This is a genomic window from Pseudomonas sp. SIMBA_068 (assembly GCF_046534705.1).
Lineage (GTDB): Bacteria > Pseudomonadota > Gammaproteobacteria > Pseudomonadales > Pseudomonadaceae > Aquipseudomonas > Aquipseudomonas putida.
In genome coordinates, this window is the sequence record NZ_JAWRYI010000014.1 from 108,720 (window position 1) to 128,895 (window position 20,176).

General features: G+C 64.9%; 15 protein-coding genes. 5 read left to right on the forward strand and 10 right to left on the reverse strand.

Features of this window, described 5'->3' with window-relative positions; translation table 11 throughout:
* The first annotated feature begins 278 nt into the window (after window positions 1–278).
* Together SB756_RS25775 and speA are read left to right on the forward strand one after the other, a co-directional pair.
* Window positions 279–650: a translation initiation factor Sui1 gene (locus tag SB756_RS25775; protein WP_016497861.1), complete on the forward strand. Its 372-nt coding sequence runs from the start codon at window positions 279–281 to the stop codon at window positions 648–650.
* A 151-nt stretch (window positions 651–801) separates the two neighbouring features.
* Window positions 802–2,715 (forward strand): arginine decarboxylase, encoded by a 1,914-nt coding sequence (gene speA / locus SB756_RS25780; protein ID WP_016497862.1) that lies wholly within the window; start codon window positions 802–804, stop codon window positions 2,713–2,715.
* 85 nt (window positions 2,716–2,800) lie between these two features.
* Here speA and SB756_RS25785 read toward each other — a convergent pair whose 3' ends face one another.
* A complete protein-coding gene (locus SB756_RS25785; RefSeq protein WP_410912439.1) occupies window positions 2,801–4,138 on the reverse strand; it encodes an MATE family efflux transporter in 1,338 nt (445 codons plus the stop codon).
* Window positions 4,139–4,317: 179 nt separating this feature from the next.
* On the opposite strand from SB756_RS25785, the gene SB756_RS25790 reads away from it, so the two are divergent.
* Entirely contained in the window at window positions 4,318–9,219 is a 4,902-nt protein-coding gene (locus tag SB756_RS25790; RefSeq protein WP_410912441.1) for an alpha-2-macroglobulin family protein, read from the forward strand.
* 162 nt (window positions 9,220–9,381) lie between these two features.
* Here the strand turns inward: SB756_RS25790 and SB756_RS25795 are convergent, their stop codons facing one another.
* Window positions 9,382–9,675, reverse strand: coding sequence for a hypothetical protein (locus tag SB756_RS25795; protein WP_341797471.1), 294 nt, complete (start codon window positions 9,673–9,675; stop codon window positions 9,382–9,384).
* A gap of 77 nt (window positions 9,676–9,752) precedes the next feature.
* On the opposite strand from SB756_RS25795, the gene pbpC reads away from it, so the two are divergent.
* Window positions 9,753–12,095, forward strand: a complete 2,343-nt coding sequence (gene pbpC / locus SB756_RS25800) for a peptidoglycan glycosyltransferase PbpC (protein WP_410912443.1) — start codon at window positions 9,753–9,755, stop codon at window positions 12,093–12,095.
* A 92-nt stretch (window positions 12,096–12,187) separates the two neighbouring features.
* Entirely contained in the window at window positions 12,188–13,852 is a 1,665-nt protein-coding gene (locus SB756_RS25805; RefSeq protein WP_410912445.1) for a ShlB/FhaC/HecB family hemolysin secretion/activation protein, read from the forward strand.
* A 41-nt stretch (window positions 13,853–13,893) separates the two neighbouring features.
* Here the strand turns inward: SB756_RS25805 and SB756_RS25810 are convergent, their stop codons facing one another.
* From SB756_RS25810 to SB756_RS25845, 8 genes are all read right to left on the reverse strand, one after another.
* Entirely contained in the window at window positions 13,894–14,667 is a 774-nt protein-coding gene (locus tag SB756_RS25810) for a response regulator (RefSeq protein ID WP_410912447.1), read from the reverse strand.
* Between the two features lie 126 nt (window positions 14,668–14,793).
* A complete protein-coding gene (locus SB756_RS25815) occupies window positions 14,794–15,264 on the reverse strand; it encodes an A24 family peptidase (RefSeq protein WP_341797475.1) in 471 nt (156 codons plus the stop codon).
* A 316-nt stretch (window positions 15,265–15,580) separates the two neighbouring features.
* A complete protein-coding gene (locus SB756_RS25820; RefSeq protein WP_341797476.1) occupies window positions 15,581–16,150 on the reverse strand; it encodes a DUF4136 domain-containing protein in 570 nt (189 codons plus the stop codon).
* Window positions 16,151–16,169: 19 nt separating this feature from the next.
* Window positions 16,170–16,805 carry a DUF4136 domain-containing protein gene (locus SB756_RS25825; protein WP_341797477.1) on the reverse strand — a complete coding sequence of 212 codons (636 nt, stop codon included), beginning with the start codon at window positions 16,803–16,805 and terminating at the stop codon, window positions 16,170–16,172.
* Between the two features lie 21 nt (window positions 16,806–16,826).
* Window positions 16,827–17,576 carry a methyltransferase domain-containing protein gene (locus SB756_RS25830; RefSeq protein WP_258654998.1) on the reverse strand — a complete coding sequence of 250 codons (750 nt, stop codon included), beginning with the start codon at window positions 17,574–17,576 and terminating at the stop codon, window positions 16,827–16,829.
* Window positions 17,573–17,878: a MazG-like family protein gene (locus tag SB756_RS25835; RefSeq protein WP_019470373.1), complete on the reverse strand. Its 306-nt coding sequence runs from the start codon at window positions 17,876–17,878 to the stop codon at window positions 17,573–17,575. Before SB756_RS25835 ends, SB756_RS25830 begins: the two co-directional genes overlap by 4 nt.
* A gap of 64 nt (window positions 17,879–17,942) precedes the next feature.
* The gene (locus SB756_RS25840; protein ID WP_410912451.1) at window positions 17,943–18,794 is read right to left on the reverse strand and encodes a MaoC family dehydratase; all 852 of its coding nucleotides are present in this window, start codon (window positions 18,792–18,794) and stop codon (window positions 17,943–17,945) included.
* Window positions 18,795–18,796: 2 nt separating this feature from the next.
* Window positions 18,797–20,149, reverse strand: a complete 1,353-nt coding sequence (locus tag SB756_RS25845; protein WP_410912453.1) for a 3-oxoacyl-ACP reductase — start codon at window positions 20,147–20,149, stop codon at window positions 18,797–18,799.
* Between the last annotated feature and the right edge of the window lie 27 nt (window positions 20,150–20,176).

Genomic DNA, 20,176 nt, shown 5'->3' on the forward strand with positions numbered 1-20,176 from the left:
TCAATACTGGCCCTTTCGCGGGCACGCCCGCTCCCACAGGGATTGTGAAGTGTTCGAGAGCTGCGCTGTACCTGTGGGCCGCGAATAGTCGCAAAACATTCGTAAAATGCCGCAATCCTGTACTTAGCAACAGCCGGATTTATCGTTACACTGCGCGCCCTTTTCGGGCTGTCGCAGGATCTTGCGGCAGTAGCGCCGCCCCTGCCAGAGTGGGGCTTCGCGGTCGGCCTCAACCCCAGGGCACGACCAGTTTTTGTCCTCAGCACAGAGGAACAAAAGTGGCCAAGAAAGCTTCTTCCTTTTCCGCCCTCGGCGGTCTCGTTTACTCCACCGACGCTGGTCGGCACTGCCCCGACTGTGGCCAGCCGGTGGATGCCTGCAGCTGCAAGCAGCAAATCATCCCCGAAGGCGACGGCATTGCCCGTGTGCGCCGTGAGAGCAAAGGCCGTGGTGGCAAGACCGTGACTACCGTCACCGGTGTGCCCCTGCCGCCCGACCAGCTCAAAGACCTGGCGACCACGCTCAAGCGCCGCTGCGGTACTGGCGGCGCACTGAAGGACGGGGTTATCGAGATCCAGGGCGACCATGTCGAGCTGTTGATCGGCGAGCTGACCAAACAGGGTTTCAAGGCGAAAAAGTCCGGCGGCTGAGGCCATCGCACAATTTTTTGCCCAGCGCTTTCTAAACTCGTTCCTGTGGTCAGGGTCTATGCCTGAGCACGGATGAATCGTCATTTACAGCTTTTACACTCGCTCCGCTGCCTGCGGGGCAGTGTCTTCGACTTATCTATAGGGGACTTGAATGTCCGTACGACGCACACGCAAAGACGATGGTAGCCAGTGGACCGTGGCCGACAGCCGCAGTGTTTATGGCATCCGCCATTGGGGCGCTGGTTATTTCGCCATCAATGAAGCCGGGCGCGTCGAAGTGCGCCCCAACGGCCCCGACAGCGCGCCGATCGACCTGTACGAGCAGGTTGACGAATTGCGCCAGAGCGGCCTGTCGCTGCCCTTGCTGGTGCGCTTCCCCGACATTCTGCAGGACCGCGTACGCCAGCTGACCGGTGCGTTCGATGCCAATATCGCGCGCCTGGAGTACCAGAGCCAGTACACCGCGCTGTACCCGATCAAGGTCAACCAGCAGGAAGCGGTGGTGGAAAACATCATCGCCACGCAAAACGTCTCCATTGGCCTGGAAGCCGGCTCCAAGCCCGAGCTGCTGGCCGTGCTGGCGCTGGCGCCGAAGGGCGGTACCATCGTCTGCAACGGTTACAAGGACCGTGAGTTCATTCGCCTGGCGCTGATGGGCCAGAAGCTTGGCCACAACGTATTTATCGTCATCGAGAAAGAGTCGGAAGTGGCTCTGGTGATCGACGAGGCCGCCGAGCTCAAGGTGAAGCCGCAGGTCGGCCTGCGCGTGCGCCTGTCGTCGCTGGCGTCCAGCAAATGGGCCGACACCGGTGGTGAGAAGTCCAAGTTCGGGTTGTCTGCTGCCCAGCTGATTTCGGTGGTACAGCGCTTCCGCGATGCCGGTCTGGACCAGGGCATCCGCTTGCTGCACTTTCACATGGGCTCGCAGATTGCCAACCTGGCCGACTACCAGCACGGCTTCAAGGAAGCCATCCGTTACTACGGCGAGCTGCGTGCGCTGGGCCTGCCGGTCGACCACATCGACGTCGGCGGCGGCCTGGGCGTGGACTACGACGGCACCCACTCGCGCAATGCCAGCTCGATCAACTACGACATGGACGACTACGCCGGCGTGGTGGTGGGCATGCTCAAGGAGTTCTGCGACGCGCAAGGCCTGCCGCACCCGCACATCTTCTCCGAGAGTGGCCGCTCGCTGACCGCGCACCACGCCATGCTGGTGATCCAGGTCACCGACGTCGAGAAGCACAACGACGACGTGCCGACCATCGAGAACAAGGAAGCCCTGCCCGAGACGGTGCAGTGGCTGGCCGACCTGCTTGGCCCGACCGACATCGAGATGGTGACCGAGACTTACTGGCGCGCCACCCACTACATGGGTGACGTGGCCGCGCAGTATGCCGATGGCAAGATCAGCCTGAGCGAGAAGGCCTTGGCCGAGCAGTGCTACTTTGCCGTGTGCCGCCGCCTGCATAACTCGCTGAAAGCCCGCCAGCGCTCGCACCGCCAGGTGCTGGACGAGCTGAACGACAAGCTGGCCGACAAGTACATCTGCAACTTCTCGGTGTTCCAGAGCCTGCCGGATACCTGGGCCATTGGCCAGGTGCTGCCAATCATCCCGCTGCACCGCCTGGACGAAGAGCCGCTGCGCCGCGCCGTACTGCAGGACCTGACCTGCGACTCGGATGGCAAGATCAACCAGTACGTCGACGAGCAGAGCATCGAAACCAGCATGCCGGTGCATGCGCTGAAGGATGGCGAGGACTATCTGCTGGGCGTGTTCCTGGTCGGTGCCTACCAGGAAATCCTGGGTGACATGCACAACCTGTTCGGTGACACCGACTCGGTGAACATCTACCAGAACGCCGACGGCAGCGTGTACCACGCCGGCATCGAGACCCACGACACCATCGAAGACATGCTGCGCTACGTGCACCTGTCGCCGGAGGAGTTGATGACCCATTACCGCGACAAGGTCGCCAGCGCCAAGATCACTGCGCGCGAGCGCACGCAGTACCTGGATGCGTTGCGCCTTGGGCTGACCCGGTCTTCGTACCTGTCGTCGTAATTGCCGGGGCCGCTCCTGCAAAAGCCTGTGCTGCCTTTTGTGGGAGCGGCCTTGTGTCGCGATGGGCCGCAAAGCGGCCCCGACATCACTGAATCCACTCACCCCTCTGCTGCAACCGCCACCCCACCCACCCCAGCGTCACCGCCCGCAACCCCATGAACCCGAGAAACGCCAACCACAATCCATGGTTGCCGAACCCGCTCATGGCCACCGCCACCGGCAGTGCAATCAGCACCGACACCAACATCGCATTGCGCATCTCCCGCGCCCGGGTCGCGCCTATGAACAGGCCGTCCAGCAGGTAACTCCACACTGCAATCAACGGCAGCAGCGCCAAATAGGGCAAATATGGGTAGGCCGCCGCCCGCACACTGTCGATGTCGGTCTGCAAGTCGATGAACAGGTGCCCACCCAGCAGGAACAACCCGGCAAAGCCCAGGCTGGTGATCAGCGACCAGCCGCAGGCGACCACCAGCGAGCGGCGCAGGGTGTCGCGGTCGCGGGCACCAATGGCATGGCCACACAGGGCCTCCACCGCATGCGCCAACCCATCGAGTGCATAGGCAGTCAGCAACAGGCCGTTGAGCAGCAGGGCATTGGCCGCCACCGTGGACTCGCCCAGGCGTGCGCCTTGCACGGTAATCAGCAGAAACACCAGTTGTAGCGCCAGGCTACGCAGAAAAATATCGCGGTTCACCGCCAGCAGCGGGCGCCAGGCCTGCCAGCCTTTGAGCGCCCCCCACGCCACTTGCCCCGGGTAGGCCCGCAGGGCCGGGCGGGTCAGGGCCAGGCCCAGCAGGGCGGCACTCCACTCGGCAATCACCGACGCCCGCGCCGAACCCAGTACCCCCCAATCCAGCCCCAGGACGAACCACAGGTTCAAGACGATGTTCAGCAAGTTGGTCGTCAGCAGGATAGCCAGCGGTGCCCGGGCGTTCTGGGTACCCAGAAACCAGCCAACCAGCGCGTAGCTGGCCAGCGCCGCAGGCAGGCCAAGCAGCCGCGTGTGAAAGAAGTCTTCGGTGGATTGCTGCAGGGCTGCGCTGGGTTGCATGGCATGAAGTGCAAGCTGGCTGAACGGCAGGGCCAGCAGGCCGATCAACACGGCGAAGGCGACCGCCAGCAACAGCCCTTGCACCAGCACCTGGCGCAACGCCGCGCCATCGCCACGGCCGGCGGCCTGGGCGGCGAAACCGGTGGAGCCCATGCGCAGGAAGCCCATCAGGCCGACCATGAAGGTGAACAGCGTGGCGCCCACCGCCACCGCACCCAGCTGATGGGCGTGGGGCAGGTGGCCGATGACCGTGCTGTCGACCAGCGCCACCAGCGGCACGGAGATATTGGACAGGATCATCGGCGCGGCCAGCGCCCAAACCTTGTTGTGGGTGGGACGGTGGCGCCAGTCGGCAGAGAGTTGGGGCATTTGCATTCCATGAGAGTTGGGGCCGCTGCGCGCCCCTTTAACCAATGCCACAGTGTAACGGCCAGGCAACCATTTAGCGCGACCATGGTCTCACTTGCCGCGCAACGCCCGGGTGCTGCACCTGACGTTGAGCTATAGTTGCTGCCCTCACGAACACGCTGCCTAAGAGTTCCTACTCCATGTTCAACAAAGGATTGTTGCTGGCCTGCGCGCTGGCTTTGCTCAGTGCCTGTGACTCTTCGACGCCGGACAAACCGGCGCCGGTCGAGAAACCCGTAGCTACAGCACCCGCCGAAACCCAGGCGCCCAAGCGCGAAGACCCGGCTGTGCTCGCCAAGCGCTACGAAGGCCGCGAGCTTTCGGTGCTGGATGTTTCGGAAGTGCAGCTCGATGGCGCAGCAACGCTGTCGATCAGCTTCTCAGCACCGCTGGATGCCAAGCAGGACTTCGCCACCAAGGTGCACCTGGTAGACACCGTCAAGGGTAAGCTCGATGGCGCCTGGGAACTCTCTGACAACCAGATGGAGCTGCGCCTGCGCCATCTGGAGCCGCAGCGCAAGCTGGTGCTGACCGTCGACAAGGGCCTGCTCGCGGTCAACGGCAAGCAACTGGACAATGAGTCGGTCTCCCAGCTGGAAACCCGCGACATGCAACCGACCATCGGCTTTGCCAGCCGCGGTTCGCTTTTGCCCACGCGCCTGGCCGAAGGCCTGCCGGTGATTGCCCTGAACGTCGACAAGGTCGATGTCGAGTTCTTCCGGGTGAAGCCGGAAATGCTCTCGACCTTTCTGGCCAGCTGGGGGCGCAACAGCAGCCTGTACTACTACCAGTCCAAGGAAACCCTGGACATGGCCGAGCTGGTCTACAGCGGCCGCTTCGACCTCAACCCCGCCCGCAACACCCGCGAAACCGTGCTGCTGCCCATCGCCGGCATCAAGCCGCTGCAGGACCCGGGCGTGTACCTGGCGGTGATGCGTGCCTCGGGCACCTATGACTACTCGCAGCCAGCGACCCTGTTCACCCTCAGCGACATCGGCGTGTCGGCGCACCGGTACCGGGACCGCATTGACGTGTTCGCCCAAGCGCTGGAAGGCGGCAAGGCGCTGAACGGCGTCAACCTCGAAATCCATGACGAGAAGGGCAAGCTGCTCGCCCAGGCCAGCACAGATGGCAAGGGCCACGCCCAGCTGCCGATCACGCCCAAAGCCGATACCCTGATCGCTACCCAAGGTGTGCACACCACCTTGCTGCGCCTGAACACCGCCGCCCTGGACCTGGCCGAATTCGACATCACCGGGCCCCAGGCCAACCCGTTGCAGTTTTTCATCTTCGGCCCGCGTGACTTGTATCGCCCAGGTGAAACCGTGCTGCTCAACGGCCTGCTGCGCGACCAGGACGGCAAGCCCGTCAAAGCCCAGCCGGTGAGCGTGGAAGTGCGTCGCCCGGATGAACAGGTGAGCCGCAAGTTCGTCTGGGAAGCCGACAGCAATGGCTTGTACCAATACCAGTTGCAACTGGCTACCGAGGCCCCGACTGGCCGCTGGCAACTGCTGCTCGACCTGGGCGGCGGGCGCAAGCAGGTGTATGAATTTTTGGTCGAAGACTTCCTGCCCGAGCGCCTGGCGCTGGAGCTGAAGGGCAGCAGCACGCCGCTGTCGCCGGAGGAGGATGCGCGCATCCAGGTCAATGGCCGTTACCTCTATGGCGCCCCGGCTGCCGGTAATCGCCTGAGTGGCCAGGCCTATGTGCGTCCACTTCGCGAGGCGGTGCCTGCGCTGCCGGGCTACCAGTTTGGCTCGGTCACCGAAACCGAGCTGAACCAGGACCTGGAGCTGGACGAAGTCACCCTCGACCAGGCTGGCAAGGCGGTGGTCGATATCGAAAGCCGCTGGGCCGAAGCCCGCTCGCCGCTGCAACTGACCGTGCAGGCCAGCCTGCAGGAGTCCGGTGGCCGGCCGATTACCCGGCGCCTGGAGCAACCGATCTGGCCAGCCGAGCGCCTGCCGGGCCTGCGTGGCCTGTTCGATGGCGAGGAAACCGATAGCGACGGGCCGGTGGAGTTCGAGTTCTTGGTAGCCGACCGCGATGGCAACAAACTGGCGGCCAACGACCTCAAGGTGCGGTTGATCCGCGAGCGCCGTGACTACTACTGGAACTACTCGCAGAGCGACGGCTGGAGCTACGCCTACAACGAGAAATTCCTGACCCAGAGCGAAGAGACAGTCAGCGTCAAGGCGGGCTCCACTGCCAAGCTGAGCTTCCAGGTTGAATGGGGCCCGTACCGCGTCGAGGTGGAAGACCCGCAGACCGGTCTGGTGTCCAGCGAGCGCTTCTGGGCCGGTTACCGCGCCCAGGACAACGCCGAAGGCGGTGCCGTGCGCCCCGACCAGGTCAAGCTGGCGCTGGACAAACCGTCCTACGCCGACGGCGCCACGGCCAAGGTTACCGTCACCCCGCCTGCCGCTGGCAGCGGCTACCTGATGATCGAGTCCAGCGATGGCCCGCTGTGGTGGCAGGAAATCGAAGTGCCCGCCGAGGGCAAGACCTTCGATGTGCAACTGGACAAAGCCTGGGCACGCCACGACCTGTACATTAGCGCGCTGGTGATCCGCCCGGGTGAGCGCAAGGCCAACGCCACGCCCAAGCGTTCGGTAGGCGTGCTGCACCTGCCGCTGGACCGCGCCGAGCGCAAGTTGGCGGTGAGCCTGCAGGCGCCGGAAAAAATGCGCCCGAAACAGCCGCTGACCGTGAAGGTGAAGGCCGCCAATGCTGATGGCAGCGTGCCCAAGCAGGTGCATGTGCTGTTGTCGGCGGTGGATGTGGGCATCCTCAACATTACCGATTTCAAAACCCCCGACCCGTTTGCCAGCCTGTTCGGGCGCAAGGCCTATGGCGCCGACCAACTGGACATCTACGGCCAGCTGATCGAAGCTGGGCAGGGCCGCCTTGCCAGCCTGGCGTTTGGTGGCGATGCGGCGATGGCCAAAGGCGGCAAGCGCCCTAACACCACGGTCACCATCGTTGCCCAGCAGAGCCTGCCGGTGACGCTGGACGACAAGGGTGAGGGCCAGGCCACGGTCGATATCCCCGACTTCAACGGCGAGCTGCGCTTGATGGCCCAGGCATGGACCGAAGAGCACTTCGGCATGGCCGAAGGCAAGACGGTGGTCGCCGCCCCGCTGATTGCCGAGCTGTCGGCCCCGCGCTTCCTGGCCGGCGGCGACCGCACCAGCCTGGCACTGGACCTGGCCAACCTGTCGGGCCGCGCCCAGCAACTGAGCGTTGAAATCACCACCGAAGGGCAACTGAGCCTTGCCACCAATGCCATGCAGACCGTCGCCCTGGCCGAGGGGCAGCGTTCGACCCTGATGATTCCTGTGCAGGCCCAGGGTGGTTTGGGGCAGGGCAAGGTGCATGTGCGTGTCACAGGCCTGCAACTGCCGAACGAGCCGACCACCGCGTTCGAACGTGAGTGGACGCTGGGCGTGCGCCCGGCCTACCCGGCAATGCTCAAGCACTACCGCGTGGCCTTGAAGGACCAGCCATGGACCCTGCCCGAAGCAGACCTGGCCGCGTTCGAACCCGCAGGCCTGGAGGCCAGCCTGGCCTTGTCGAGCCGGCCGCCGTTGAACCTGGCCGAGCAGATCCGTGCGCTGGAGGCTTACCCTTACGGTTGCCTGGAGCAAACCACCAGCGGCTTGTATCCGTCGCTGTACGCCGATGCCGACAGCCTCAAGCGCCTGGGCATCAAGGGCGAGCCGGCGGATGTGCGCAAGCGCAAGATTGAAATGGGTATCGAGCACCTGCTGGGCATGCAGCGCTACAACGGCAGCTTTGGCCTGTGGAGTTCGGACAGCGAAGAGGAGTACTGGCTGACCGCCTACGTTACCGACTTCCTCTTGCGTGCCCGTGACCAGGGTTATGGCGTGCCGGCCGAAGCGTTGAAGAAGGCCAGCGAGCGCCTGTTGCGCTACCTGCAGGAGCGCAACCTGATCGAAGTCGATTACAGCGAAAACGCTGACCACACCCGCTTTGCCGTGCAGGCTTACGCGGCGCTGGTGTTGTCGCGCAGCCAGCAGGCGCCGTTGGGCGCGCTGCGTGGCCTGTTCGAGCGCCGCGCCGATGCCCGCTCCGGCCTGCCGTTGGTACAACTGGCGGTGGCGCTGGACAAGATGGGCGACAAACCGCGCGCCGAGCAAGCCTTGCAGGCGGGCCTGGGCATCAGCCGTGGCAAAGGCTGGATGGCCGATTACGGCAGCGCCCTGCGTGACCAGGCGCTGATATTGGCATTGCTGCAGGAGAGCAACCTGGCCAGCAGCCAGGTCGACCAGCGCCTGTTCGCCTTGTCGGATGAACTGGCGGCCAACCGCTGGCTGTCGACCCAGGAGCGCAATGCACTGTTCCTGGCCGGCCGTGGCCTGCTGGGCAAGCCGGAAGGCAAGTGGCAGGCACGCCTGGACAGTGCGGGCGAGGTCCGCGAGTTCAACAACGCCGAAGCCGGCATGAAGCTGGAAGGCCCGTTGCTGGCCTCGCCACTGAGCGTACAGAACGAAGGCAGCGAGACGCTGTACCAGCAACTGACCTTGTCCGGTTACCCTCGCCAGGCACCTGCGGCCGGCGGCAACGGTATGCAGATTCGTCGTGAGTATCTGGGCATGAACGGCCAGCCGCTGGACCTGCACAACCTGCGCAGTGGCGACCTGGTGTTGGTGCACCTGGCGCTCAAGGCCGAAGACCGTGTGCCGGATGCGCTGGTGGTAGACCTGCTACCGGCCGGCCTGGAGCTGGAAAACCAGAACCTGGCGCAAAGTGCCGCCAGCCTGGACAACGCCAGTAGCGCCGTGAAGGAATGGCGCGAGTCGATGCAGAACGCCAGCGTGGTGCACCAGGAGTACCGTGATGACCGTTATGTTGCCGCGCTCAAGCTCGACAGCTATGGCACCACCCACCTGCTGTACCTGGCGCGGGCGGTGACCCCTGGCACTTACCGCGTGCCGCCGCCGCAGGTCGAGTCGATGTACCGGCCAAACCTGCAGGCCGTGGGGGATGGGCAAGGTGAAATGACCGTAAAAGCCCGCTAAAAACCCGCTCTACACGGACCATGTGGGAGCGGCCTTGCGTCGCGAAAGGGCCGCAAAGCGGCCCCGGCAATTAAAGCGGCGAAGCTGCAATCCTGGGGCTGCTGTGCAGCCCTTTCGCGACGCAAGGCCTCCCACAAAAACCGCGCAGATCAGCTGAGTAATTCAGTGAATCACCCAGCTCATCACCCACAACCCCAGCACCAGCCAGATGATCCCGAGGATGATCGAGGCGCGCATGAACGCGCGGATTGCCGAGTACAGCAGCATCAGGCCGATGACCACGGCCAGGATGCTGATCAGCGAGGTGTCCGTGCCCAGGGTGCGCGCCAGGCCGTCGATGAAATTACCACCGGCATTGGCCAGCAGGTTGAACAGCCCGCTCAATGCGTCGACGATGAAGCGGATCACAGACCCCAGTGCCTGGCCCAGCCACTCGAAAAAACCTTCTACATGCATAGTTGCTTCCTGATGAACGAATTGGCGAGGTTGCCGTTCCCAAGCCTTTGGCCATTACCTGGCCAGGTCGGTTCCCGATGCCAAGCTTAGCGCGTGCGGGCAGGCTGTTGCGCGCCACGCTGATTGGCCTGTTGGTGCTATGCGGCCTGTTGTGGCTGGCCGACCGCCTGTGGCCGCTGCCGCTGCCGGGCGACGACCTGGCGCGGGTGGTGCTGGCCGAAGACGGTACACCCTTGTGGCGCTTTGCCGATGCCGAGGGGGTATGGCGCTACCCGGTCAGCCCGGACCAGGTTTCGCCGTTGTACCTGCAGGCCTTGCTGACGTACGAGGACCGCTGGTTCTACCGCCACCCCGGGGTCAATCCGTTGGCCTTGGCACGTGCGGCCTGGCTGAACCTGCGGGGTGGGCGCGTGGTGTCGGGCGGCAGCACGCTGTCGATGCAGGTGGCACGGTTGCTAGACCCGCATGACCGCACCCTGGCCGGCAAACTGCGCCAGCTGTGGCGTACAGTGCAGCTGGAGTGGCACCTGTCCAAACGCGAGATCCTGCAGATCTACCTGGACCGCGCGCCCTTCGGTGGCACCTTGCAGGGTGTGGCCGCAGCCAGCTGGGCGTACCTGGGTAAGTCGCCCATGCACCTGACCCCGGCCGAGGCCGCGCTACTGGCGGTGCTGCCCCAGGCACCCAGCCGGCTGCGCCCGGATCGCCACCCAGAGCGTGCCCAACGCGCGCGCGACAAGGTGCTGCAGCGCCTGGCCGAATACCAGGTGTGGCCTGCGCAGCAAATCCGCGAGGCAGCCGAAGAGCCGCTGGTGCTGGCACCACGCCAGGAGCCAGCCTTGGCGCCCTTGCTCGCCCGGCGCCTGAACAGCGCCGACAGCCCGCCGCTGATCCGCACCACGCTGGATGCAGCGTTGCAGCGGCGCCTTGAAGACTTGTTGCTGGGCTGGCGCGCGCGGCTGCCGGAGCGCACCTCTGCCGCCATCCTGGTGGTCGAGGCACAGACCATGGCGGTGCGCGCCTACCTGGGTTCGATCGAGCTGGCCGACGAGCGCCGCTTCGGGCACGTCGACATGGTGCGCTCGCTACGCTCGCCCGGCTCCACCCTCAAACCGTTCCTTTACGGCATGGCGCTGGACGATGGCCTGATCCATTCCGAATCGTTGTTGCAGGATGTGCCGCGCCGCTATGGCGACTACCGCCCCGGCAACTTCTCCATGGGCTTCAGTGGGCCGGTGTCGGCCAGCTCGGCGCTGGCCCTGTCACTCAACCTGCCGGCCGTGCAGTTGCTGGAGGCCTACGGTCCGAAACGTTTTGCCGCGCAACTGCGCATGGCGGGCATGCCACTGGCATTGCCGCCCTTGGCCGAACCCAACCTGTCGCTGATCCTGGGCGGTGCCGGCAGCCGGCTGGAAGACCTGGTGGGTGGCTACGCGGCGCTGGCGCGGGGTGGCAACAGTGCGCGGGTGCGCTTGCAGCCGCAGGACCCGCTGGTGGAGCGCCGGCTGCTGTCACCAGGGGCGGCGTGGATCATCCGGCGCATCCTCAGTGGCCAGGCGCGCCCCGACCGCGACCCGCATGCCGAACTGGTACAGCGCCCGCAACTGGCCTGGAAGACGGGCACCAGCTATGGCTTTCGCGATGCCTGGTCGATTGGCGTGGGCCCGCGCTACCTGATCGGCGTGTGGATCGGTCGCCCCGATGGCACGCCGGTGCCCGGCCAGTTTGGCCTGGCTTCGGCGGCGCCGTTGATGCTGCAGGTGCACGACCTGCTGAGCAACCGCGACAGCCAGCGTGGCATCAGCGTGCCGGTGGAGCGGGTGCCGGCGAATGTCGGTGTGGCGGCGATCTGTTGGCCGCTGGGCCAGCCGATGAGCAAACAGGACCCCAACTGCCGGCGCCAGCGTTTTGCCTGGACCCTGGACGGCACCACGCCGCCGACGCTGCAAGCCGCCGATCAGCCCCTGGGACTGGGCTTGCGCGAAAGTGTGTGGGTCAACGACCAGGGGCTGCGAGTGGATGGCAGTTGCCCAAGCGCCAAGGCCCGCGACATTGCCTTGTGGCCGGCCCCGCTGGAGCCTTGGCTGCCCCGCGTGGAGCGGCGCGCGGCGCGGCTGCCGGCCATCGACCCGGCCTGCCCACCGCAGGTGCCGGCCAGCGCTCCGCCGCTGTCGATAGTGGGCGTGCGACCGGGTGACAACCTGCGCCGCCCGGCGACCAGCAGCGAGCCGTTGCAGCTGCATGTATCGGCCCTGGGCGGTGGCGGGCGGCGCTGGTGGTTCCTCAATGGCCAGCCGTTGGGCGAAACCCTGGGGCAGGACAGCCTGCTGGTGCGCTTGCCACAGGCCGGGCAGGCCGAGGTCAGTGCGCTGGACGAAAGCGGCGAGACCGCGCGAGTGGCGTTCCAGGTCAGCGAGTAGGCGTTCGACGGCAGCCGGGCCAGCACCTACGCTTGCAAGTGACGGGTGTGACCGGCTGGTGCCCCGCAACCCAAGGGAACATGGAGCGCCCTATGCGTCCTCTGGCCGTGCCCCTGTTGTTGCTGCCTTGGGTGTTTTTGGCCCAGGCCGAGTCGTTGCCGGGTTTTCTCGACAGCCATGAGTACGAACGGCGCCTGCCCGACACCAACCTGCCGGTAGACACCTATCGGCCCGCCAGCCCCAATCTGCGAATGCCCCGGCCAAACGCCGAAAGCCAGGCCTGGGCACCTGCGGATACGCGCATGGTGCTGCACAAGGTGCGTTTCGAAGGCGGTACGGTGTTCCCCTTGAGCGACTTGCGCGAGCACTACCAGCCGTTGATCGGGCACAGCATCACATTAGGCGAGCTGCAGCAGTACACCGAGCGCCTGACCGAGCGCTACCGGCAGGACGGTTACCTGCTTTCCTACGCCTACCTGCCACCTCAGGATGTGGCCGAAGGCCGTGTGAATGTGGTGCTGGTCGAAGGTTACATCCGGGATTACCGCGTGGAGGGCGACATCGGCCCGGCCGGTGGCTATTTGCAGCAGCTGCTGACGCAACTGGAAGCCGAACGGCCGCTGACACGTGAAACCCTGGAGCGCTACCTGGGTCTCGCCGAACGCCTGCCGGGTGTGTCGATTGAGGCTGAGCTGGCGATGGCGCAAACCGCTGACGGTGCCACCCGCTTGACCGTGCATGCGCAGCGCAAGCCGTTCAGCGCCGCTGTTACCCTGGCCGATTCCAGTCGCGACGATGCGCAGGCACTGCTGACGGCCACCAGCAATGCCCAGACCCGCTTTGCCGAACGGTTCAAGGCCAGCCTGCTGCTGCCTCCGGGGGATGACCAGGTGCATTACCAGCGGCTGGACTACAGCCAGTACCTGGACGCTGCCGGCAGCCAGTTGCTGCTGTCGGCTTCGCGCTACCGCAGTGATCCGGGCACGCGCATACGCCTGGATGATGGCCGTGACATGACCCGCGAGCGGGACAGTGAACGCTATGCAGTGGGCCTGCGTCAGCCAGTGGTTGTCAGGCCGAACGAATGGATGGCCGTGCAGGGGCACCTGTATGCGGTCAGCGAGCACGTCGAAGACCAACTGGACGGGGTGCCTTCACTACGGGACTACGACACTTCCGTGCGCGCGCTGTCCTTCGAGGGCGACTGGCGCAAAGTGGAAGGTGGCCGCCTGCGTATTGTCAGTGCCGGGGTTTACCAGGGGCTGGATTACCTGGGCGCGCGTAGCGATGCTGACTACGATCTGGATTTCCTGCGGTTGCGGCTTTCCGGACTGCAGAGTGACACGCTGGCTGGCAACTGGCAGGGGGTGGCGTCGGGCGCGTTGTACTGGAGTGATGACCGGCTGCCCGACAGCGAGCGGGCGGGCTTTGGTGGGCAGCATTTTGGCCGTGGCTACCCGCGTGATCAGGCGGACGGGGACAAGGGATGGGGTGTGGCTTACGAACTGAACTACAGCCTGCGAGGTAACGGGCTGGCACTGGTTCAGCCCTATGCGGCAGTGGATGTGGCGCAGGCCTGGCATAACCGGGGGCCGGTGGACGATGCCCACCTGGCTTCGGCGGCACTTGGCGTACGGTTGGGGGATGGGCGCTACTTCAACGTTGCGCTGGAGGTGGCGAAGCCTTTGGCGGATGTGGCGTTGGATAGCCTGGACCGTGGCCCCCGGCTAATCCTGAGTTTGGGTTTTCAAATGTAGGGGGGCTGCAAAGCAGCCCCGGCAATCTCCAGGCAAACCCCTCAATGGGTAGTAAACCTCAGATGCACCGGCGACGAGCTGGGCGTCAGCGCCAATGCCAGCTGGGTACGGTTGTGCATGTGGGTCAAACGCAACACTTGCGACACATATAGCTTGACGGTGTTTTCGGTAATGCCCAGCTCACAGGCGATCTGGTAATTGGTCTTGCCCTTGCTCACCAGCCGCGCCACTTCCAGTTGGCGTGGGGACAGCTTCTCGAAGGCAGCTGGCAGCTCGCTTTCGCTCTCTTCCACATCGGTGGCACGGCGGTGGGTACCTTGGCCACGGGCTTTTTCCAGGTCCTGGTACAGTTCGTCCACCGAATCGGCCAGGTCTTGCAAGCGCTGGTTCAACCCGCCCAGGGCGCGGAAGTTGCGCTGGCGTTCTTGCAGGGCCTGTTCCTGGCGGCGCACGCCCTCCAGCAGTTCGTCGAGGTTCATGGGCTTCTGGTAATAATCGGCAAACCCTTCGCGCAGGGCGCGGATCACGTCCTGTTTGTCCGCACGCCCGGTCAGCATGATGGCTTCAAACATACGTGGCCCGGTGATTTCCTTGAGGGCGCGAACCAGTTCGATGCCATCACGCTCAGGCATGTGCAGGTCGCAGATGATCAGGCCGATGGCCTCGTCGGCCAGGTAGCACTGGATGGCTTCGTCGGTCGAATGGGCTGGCAGGCAGTGGTAGCCCTGGGTTTCGAGAAACTCACACAACTGTTCGACGATGACTGGTTGGTCATCGACCACCAATAGCTTCATTTCACTGAATGGTCTGGACACGATCAACTCCCTGTTCGTATGCGGCCCTGCTCCCGTGCCAGGCACGCTGGCAGCTTAAAAATAGTCGCACTTTCTGGATATGTACAAGTTACAAGTTATGTACAACTCATAGGACCACAGGAAGGATTATTGGATCCATACCGCCGTTAGAAGAAAACCTGCTAACACGTAGGGTACGAATGCCTGTTTCTCGCCCATTTCATCGGTCAGGGCCTGCAAACGCTTCTTCACCTTGGGGTTGAGCAGGGTCCACAGGCGCCGACGGGTGAGCAGCCACACCAGCACACTGACACCGGCGCCAATGAAGGTGCCGAGCACGTATTGCGGGCTGGTGGCCAGCGCCAGTGCGCCCATCAGCTTGACGTCGTCGGCACCGAAGCGGCCGAGCATGTAGCCGGGCAGTGTAAGCAGCATGACGATGGCCAGTGCCCAGCCGGCATCACTGGCATCGGCGCCGATCCAGCTGTGGCCGGTGGCGAACAGCCAGAACAGGGCGCCGGCAGCCACGCCCAGGGTCAGCAGATCGGATATCTGGCGTTGACGCACATCCTGTTCGGAGCACAAGGCAAGCCACAGCAGGAGAACAATGCTTTGCATTGGCAGGTCGCCTTTCCCAAATGTTGAACACATCTACCCGGTCAGTCAGGTTTCCTTAAGTGAAGATAGACAAGAACCTGCGCACGAGTGGCGCTGGAAAGGCAAAAAGGCGGTGTCGAAATGGATTTTGTCGCTCCTGACACCGCTCAGGTGGGTGCTACTGCCTTGCTCAACATTCAAAGGTGGCACGGTCACTGTGGGAGCGGGCGCGCCCGCGAACACGGGCGAAGCCCGTGCCATGCACCGCGGTGTCTGCTTCGCGGGCATGCCCGCTCCCACAGGGGGGGGCGGTGCATGCAAAAGCCGCATTACAACCTTATTTCTTGCTACCCGGCGGGTAGTTGGCCAGCACCTTGCTCACGGTGTTGTGAATGGCGCTGTTGCGTTCTTCCGGGCTTGGCGGGTAGTTGTTCATGATTTGCTCGGCACTGCCGCGCCACACCAGCTTGCCGTCACGCCCGTCGAACATATCAACCTGAATGGTGGCGACCTTGTAGTCGACACTGCGGGTTTCGTTATACATCGGGCCGCCCCAGTAGCCGCCCCAGTAGCCACCCCAACCACCGCCATAGTTGGTGGTGATCTGTTGCTGGCGCTGTTCCACGATCAGGTAGGTGCGCACCGTCAGGTCAGGCCGCGCGCCGCCTTGTACCGGGCGCAGGCCGCGCTGGTCGAGCTGGTCTGCCACTGCCTGGCGAATCCGCTGCTCGGTGAGGTCACTCTTGATCCGCGGGTCATCCGGGCGGTACTGCAGGCCCGGCTCTTGCCACGCCCAGCTGCGATAGGCGGCAAAATCACGGCTGGCATCAAAATCCTGTTGCACGTTATTGCTGGAGCAGGCGGCAAGCAGTAGCGCGAATGACAGTAGAACGAGACGGCGCAACATGATGGTTCTCCGTTAGCTATTAACTGGGAGGATAGCCGCTGAGCGCCTTGTGCACAGAATCGCGCAGGGCGCTTTCGCGTTCACGCGGCGAGTTCTTGTCGCTGCCGCTTTCGGCGCTGGCGCTCCACACCGGCTGGCCGCTGCGGGCGTCGTACAGGTCGATGCGCACCACCATCACTTCGACCTCGTAGGTGCGCACGATGGGCACGCTGGCATAGCCCCCGTAGCCATGGCGATAGCCGCCATAACCGACACCACCGTAGGGATAGGGGCCGTAGTAGGGGTCGTAGGTGTCGTAGTCACGCACTTGGCGCAAGCGTTTTTCCAGACGCATGTCGGCGCTGACCAGCAAATCGCCGGAAGCCCCCCGGGCAGGGCGTAGGCCATGCTGGTCGAGTGCGCCGCTGACGGCATCGGCCAGTTGCGCCGGGTCGGCATTGGCCGAGCCGCTGGGCAACTGGCCGTTGCGCCAGCTCCAGCTGCGGTAGTGCCCGTAATCCCGGGCGGGCGCGGGGTAGGCACTGGCGTCGAAGGTGGTGGCCGCCTGGGCGGGGGCCGGTGGCAGCGGGCGGCTGCTGGCCACATACGGGTTGCTGCCCTGGCAGGCAGCCAAGGCAAGCGGCAGCAGGGCCAGGCACAACAAACGGTACGGCATGTATTCCTCCCGGCGGGCGAGTCAACGGGGGCGGCAGACCCAGTGCAGGTAGCGGCCAAGCCCGGCGAAGCCGGGGTGGCGGCGGTAGGCCAGTTCCATTTCCAGCAGGTCGAGCAGCTCGGCCTTGGCTTGGAACTCTTTGGGCATGTAATCGTGGAACACCCGCACCCCGCTCTCGGTTTCAACCTGCCACATAGGATCAAGTTGCGCCTTGAGCTCGCGTGGATCAAGCGGTTTCTGTGGGGTCAGGCTCTGCTTTTCACCTTCCAGCCGGTTGCTGCGCAATTTGCGGAAATGGCCCTTGAGCAGGTTGCGATAGACCAGCGCGTCGCGGTTGTAGAAGGCCAGTGACAGCCACCCGGAAGGGGCCGTGAGCTGGTGCAGCACGGGCAGGATGCTTTCGGGCTCTGCCAGCCATTCGAGCACGGCATGGCACAGCACCAGGTCGTAGGGCTCGGTCAGTTGGCCGAGCAGGTCTTGCCAGGGTGCCTGGATGAACGTGGCGGTCTGGCCGGCCTCGGCAAAGCGCGCCCGGGCGCCTTCGAGCATGGGGGCGGCAGGCTCGGCCAGGGTCAGGTGGTGGCCACGCTGGGCCAGCCACAAGGCCATGTGCCCCAGCCCGGCGCCGATGTCGAGGATGCGCAGCGGGCGATCGGGCAGCGCCTCGGCCAGGTCGGCCTGCAGTACGGCCAGGCGGATCGCGCCCTTCGCGCCGCCGTAGATCTTCTCGGCAAAGCGGGTGGCCAGCTCATCGAAGTGACGGTCGTTCATCGGGCGAAGCGCCTCTCGCTGTCGGCCAGCTTGGCCCGCACCACCTGGTCCATGTCCAGGCCCAGCTCGCTGCACAGCAGCAGCAGGTAGAGCACCACATCACCGACTTCCTGGCCGGCGTGGGCGAGTTTGTCGGCAGGTAGCTGGCGCGATTGGTCTTCGCTTAGCCACTGGAAGATTTCCACCAGCTCGGCCATTTCGACGCTGGCGGCCATGGCCAGGTTCTTCGGGCTGTGGAAGCCGCGCCAGTCATTGTTGTCGCGAATCTGGTGCAGGCGTTGGGTGAGTTCTTGCAGGTTCATCGGGGGTCTCCTAATGCTGCATAGCTTCGGCCCAGGCCCGATGCAAAGCAAGCGTATACCGCCTCTACAGCGGAGCCCAGCGCCCGACCATATGCAGCACCCCGCCATGCCCATCCAGCCGCAACGCACCCTCAGGCCCCGCCTCACTGGCACTGAGTACCACCTCTGACGGCAACCGCACCGGTTTGCGGAAATCCACTTCAAAGGCGTAGCCGCTGTGCGGCAGGTGCCCACGCAGTGCCGCCAGGGCCATGGCCTTGCTCCACATGCCATGGGCAATGGCCGTGGGGAAGCCGAACAGCCGCGCGCTGGTGGCACTGAGGTGGATAGGGTTGTAGTCCCCGCACACCTTGGCATAACGCCGGCCGATATCACTGTCGGCGTACCAGCGGGTGGCCTCGGGCAATGGCTCCGGTTCATCCTCGGCGGGCTCGCCTGCCTGGCCCTCCAGCTTCAGCCCGCGCACCAGCATGCGGCTGGTCTCCCGCCAGAGCAGGCCAATACCGTCGTCTGCCTCGGTAACCAGGTCGAAGGTGCCGCCCTTGGCATGTGCCTGAAGGTTTTGCGCATACACCGCAAAGCGCAGCCCTTCGATACCACCAAGCGGGCGCAGCACCTCGATGCGGTTGTGCAGGTGCACCAGGCCGAGCAGCGGGAAAGGGAAGTTTGGGGCGGTCATCAACTGCAGCTGCAGCGTGAACGCCATGACGTGGGGATAAGTGCCTGGCAGGCGGCCATCGTCGGTAAAGTGGCAAAGCCGTCTATAGGCTGCCAGGTTGCCCGGCTTAACCGGGATGAAACAGCGCAGGCCATCGTCCGGCAAGCGGTCACCGCTGATGCTGCGCTTGCTGGCTGCACGCAGGTACAGGCTGGCGCGGGCAGCCGGGCTTTGCAGGTCGTGCCAGTTTCTGCTCATGTTCACGCTCCCATCAAGGCCTGGCCGCACACACGCAGCACCTGGCCGTTGACTGCCCCGGAGCCTGGCTGGCTGAGCCAGGCGATGGCCTCGGCGACGTCCTGCGGGCGGCCGCCCTGGCCCAGCGAGCTCAAGCGCCGCCCGGCCTCGCGCAGGCCCATGGGCATGGCCGCGGTCATGTGGGTTTCGATGAACCCGGGGGCGACAGCGTTGATGCTGCCGCCGTGTTCGGCGAGCCGGGGCGCCCAGGCCTGGGCCAGGCCGATCAGCCCGGCCTTGCTCGCGGCGTAGTTGGCCTGCCCGCGGTTGCCGGCGATGCCACTGACCGAGGCCAGCAGGGTGATGCGCGCGTTTTCGCCCAGTGCGCCGTTGTCGTACAGCGCCTGGGTCAGTACTTGCGGTGCCTTGAGGTTGACCGCCATGACCGCGTCCCAGTATTCCGGGGTCATGTTGGCCAAGGTCTTGTCGCGGGTGATGCCGGCGTTATGCACCACGATGTCGATGCCGTCGGGCAGGGCTGCTAGCAGTTGCGTTGCCGCATCGCTGGCACAGATATCCAGTGGCAGCGCCTTGCCACCCAAGCGTGCGGCGAGGGCGTCGAGGTCCTGGCTGGCCTGTGGCACATCCAGCAGCAGCACATCGGCGCCGTCCCGCGCCAGGGTTTCGGCAATGGCGGCGCCGATGCCGCGGGCCGCACCCGTGACCAGGGCGCGGCGGCCAGCCAGCGGGCGGGTCCAGTCGCCTACCTGATTGGCGCAGGCTTCCAGGCGCAGCACCTGGCCGGAAATGAACGCACTCTTGGGCGAGAGGAAGAAACGCAAGGCGCCTTCCAGCTGGTCTTCGGCGCCGGGCGCGACATACAGCAGTTGGGCGGTCGCGCCATTGAGCAGTTCTTTGGCCAGGGAGCGGCTGAAGCCTTCAAGGGCCCGTTGGGCAACGCTGGCCAACGGGTCGTCGAGGCTTTCCGGCGCGCGCCCCAGCACCACGACATGGGCGCTCGGGGCCAGGCTGCGCAGCAGTGGCTGGAAAAATTCGCGCAACTGCTTCAGCGCATCGCTGTCGGACAGATGACTGGCATCGAACACCACGGCTTTGATTTTCGGCCCCAAGCCGGCCACCCAGGCTTCGGCCTGCAGGTGGTCGGCATTGAAGCTGTAAAGCGCGTCGGTCAGGCGCGGGGCGATGGCTTCGACCTGGCCTGCCAGCGGCCCGCCACCCAGTACCAGGGCCCCTTCTACCGGGCGCAGGCGGCCGGCTTGCCAGCGCTCCAGCGGCGCCGGGCGTGGCAGGCCGAGGGCATCCACGAGGCGGCGGCCGAGGTTGGAGTTGGCAAAACCGAGGTAGCGATCGCTCATGAGTGGGTCTCCGCAAAAGGCAAGCTT

Coding starts and splice junctions, on each gene's coding strand:
- speA (WP_016497862.1), top strand. CDS start 802: ATGTCCGTACGACGCACACGCAAAGACGATGGTAGCCAGTGGACCGTG.
- SB756_RS25785 (WP_410912439.1), bottom strand. CDS start 4,138: ATGCCCCAACTCTCTGCCGACTGGCGCCACCGTCCCACCCACAACAAG.
- SB756_RS25790 (WP_410912441.1), top strand. CDS start 4,318: ATGTTCAACAAAGGATTGTTGCTGGCCTGCGCGCTGGCTTTGCTCAGT.
- SB756_RS25795 (WP_341797471.1), bottom strand. CDS start 9,675: ATGCATGTAGAAGGTTTTTTCGAGTGGCTGGGCCAGGCACTGGGGTCT.
- pbpC (WP_410912443.1), top strand. CDS start 9,753: ATGCCAAGCTTAGCGCGTGCGGGCAGGCTGTTGCGCGCCACGCTGATT.
- SB756_RS25805 (WP_410912445.1), top strand. CDS start 12,188: ATGCGTCCTCTGGCCGTGCCCCTGTTGTTGCTGCCTTGGGTGTTTTTG.
- SB756_RS25815 (WP_341797475.1), bottom strand. CDS start 15,264: ATGCAAAGCATTGTTCTCCTGCTGTGGCTTGCCTTGTGCTCCGAACAG.
- SB756_RS25820 (WP_341797476.1), bottom strand. CDS start 16,150: ATGTTGCGCCGTCTCGTTCTACTGTCATTCGCGCTACTGCTTGCCGCC.
- SB756_RS25825 (WP_341797477.1), bottom strand. CDS start 16,805: ATGCCGTACCGTTTGTTGTGCCTGGCCCTGCTGCCGCTTGCCTTGGCT.
- SB756_RS25830 (WP_258654998.1), bottom strand. CDS start 17,576: ATGAACGACCGTCACTTCGATGAGCTGGCCACCCGCTTTGCCGAGAAG.
- SB756_RS25835 (WP_019470373.1), bottom strand. CDS start 17,878: ATGAACCTGCAAGAACTCACCCAACGCCTGCACCAGATTCGCGACAAC.
- SB756_RS25840 (WP_410912451.1), bottom strand. CDS start 18,794: ATGAGCAGAAACTGGCACGACCTGCAAAGCCCGGCTGCCCGCGCCAGC.
- SB756_RS25845 (WP_410912453.1), bottom strand. CDS start 20,149: ATGAGCGATCGCTACCTCGGTTTTGCCAACTCCAACCTCGGCCGCCGC.